Raw genomic sequence first — 2,185 nt, forward strand, 5'->3', positions numbered from 1 at the left:
CGCACAAGCCGCGCCAACCCCGCCACCGTCGGCGCACCGAACAACTCACCGATCCCCACCTCCACATCAAGCACCGCACGCACACGGGAGATCAGGCGCATCGCCAGCAGCGAGTCACCGCCCAGATCGAAGAAGCCGTCCTCGGCCCCGACCCACTCAAGACCGAGCACCTCGGCGAAGAGGCCGCACAGGATCTCCTCGGTCTGCGTACGCGGCTCGCGCCCGGACGTCCGGGCGGTGAAGTCGGGTGCGGGCAGTGCGGCACGATCCAGCTTTCCGTTCACCGTCAGCGGCAGCACGTCCAGGACCACGACGGCCGACGGGACCATGAACTCCGGCAGCCGGGCGCCGGTGAACTCCCTCAGCGCGGCCACGTCGAAGCCCTCAGCAGGCGCATCGGACATGGCAGGCACGACATAGGCGACCAGGCGCTTGTCTCCGGGCCGGTCCTCCCGCGCGATCACCGCCACCTGGCCCACCGACTCGTGCCCGGCGACCACGGCCTCGACCTCGCCCGGCTCCACCCGGAACCCACGGATCTTCACCTGTTCGTCCGCCCTCCCCGTGAACCCCAGCTCACCGTCGCTGGTCCACCGGGCCAGGTCACCCGTCCGGTACATCCGCCCGCCGTCACCGAACGGGCACGCCACGAACCGCTCCGCCGTCGGCCCCGGTCGCCCGACATAGCCGCGCGCCACACCCGGACCCGCGACGTACGCCTCACCCGCCACCCCTGGGGGTACCGGGCGCAGGAACTCGTCCAGGACGTAGGTCTTGACATTTCCCAGCGGGCGGCCGATCGGCGGGGGCCCGTCGCTCGGCGTGATCCCGGCGTCCACCGGTCCGACGGTGGCCATCACGGTCGCCTCGGTCGGGCCGTACGTGTTCCACACCCGGGCCTGGGAGGTCCATCGGCTCGCCAGGTCCGCGGTGAGCAACTCCGCGCCGAGGACCCAGTTCCGCACGTCGGGTACGGCGGCCGGGTCCAGCACGCCGAGGAGTGAGGGCACCACGCTGGCCGTGCTCACGCCGGTGTCGCCGATCATGCGTGCCAGTGCTCGGGGTTCGGCGCGCTCTTCGGCCGAGGCGATGGCCAGCGTTCCGCCGCCGGCCAGCGTGACCGCCACGTCCAGCACCGCCGCGTCGAAGCTGAACGACGCGAACTGCAGGACCACTGTCCCTTCGGCCACGCCCAGGGCGGGACGCATCACCTCGGCCAGGTTCGCCACCCCGCGGTGGGCCACCGCGACGCCCTTCGGGTTGCCCGTGGACCCCGAGGTGTAGATGACGTAGGCGAGTTGGTCCGGCCGGGCGGTCACGCCCAGCGGTGCCGTGGACTGCGTGGCCAGCGCGGCCACGGTCTCCGGCGCGTCGAGCAGCACCAGCCGAGCGGCCCCGGCCGCGTCCGGCGCCCCCGAGGGCACCTCAGGCATGGTCGCCGTGGTGGCGAGGACCACGTCGGCGCGGCTGTCGGCGACCATGAACGCGAGCCGGTCGGCCGGGTACTCCGGGTCCAGCGGCACGAACGCCCCGCCCGCCTTCCACACCGCTAGCTCGCCCACGACCATGTCGATGCCACGCGGCAGGCACAGGGCCACCCGGTACTCACGGCCGACACCGAGGCCGGCCAGATGGCGGGCGATCCGGTTCGCGCGCTCCTCCAACTCGCCGTAGGTCAGCATCTCCTTGCCGCAGCGCACCGCCGGCGCTTCCGGCGTACGGCCCGCCCGCTCCTCGATCAGCTCGGGCAACAGCGCTTCCCGGCCGGCCGTCGCCGTGTCGTTCCACCGCTCCACCACGCGCGAGCGTTCGGCCGCCGTCAGGACGTCCACATCACTGAGCCGGATGCCCGGATCGGCGGCGACCTGCTCAAGGACGCGCGCCAAGCGCTGCGCCAGTGCCTGGACCGTGTCCTCGTCGAACAGGTCCGTCGCGTACAGGATTTGGCCGTCCAGCCCTGCCGGGGCGCCGCGCTGGTCACGCCGCTCGGTCAGCGTCACCGCCAGGTCGAACCGGGCGGCGGGCGCGAGCATCGGCACCGGCCGCACCTCCATGCCCCGCAGCCGCCACTCCGGCTCCGGCACGTTGTCCAGGGCCAGCATCACTTGGAAGAGGGGTGTGCGGGACAGCGACCGGGACGGGTTCAACTCCTCGACCAGGCGCTCGAAGGGCACGTCCTGATGCG

1 protein-coding gene is annotated in these 2,185 nt (G+C 72.6%); it reads right to left on the reverse strand.

Annotated features, from left to right (window positions below; genetic code table 11):
• Positions 1–2,185 (reverse strand): non-ribosomal peptide synthetase (locus ACWDZ7_RS42730; RefSeq protein WP_451804350.1); only part of this gene is annotated, 2,185 nt, incomplete at both ends.

The organism is Streptomyces sp. NPDC003032 (assembly GCF_053591415.1).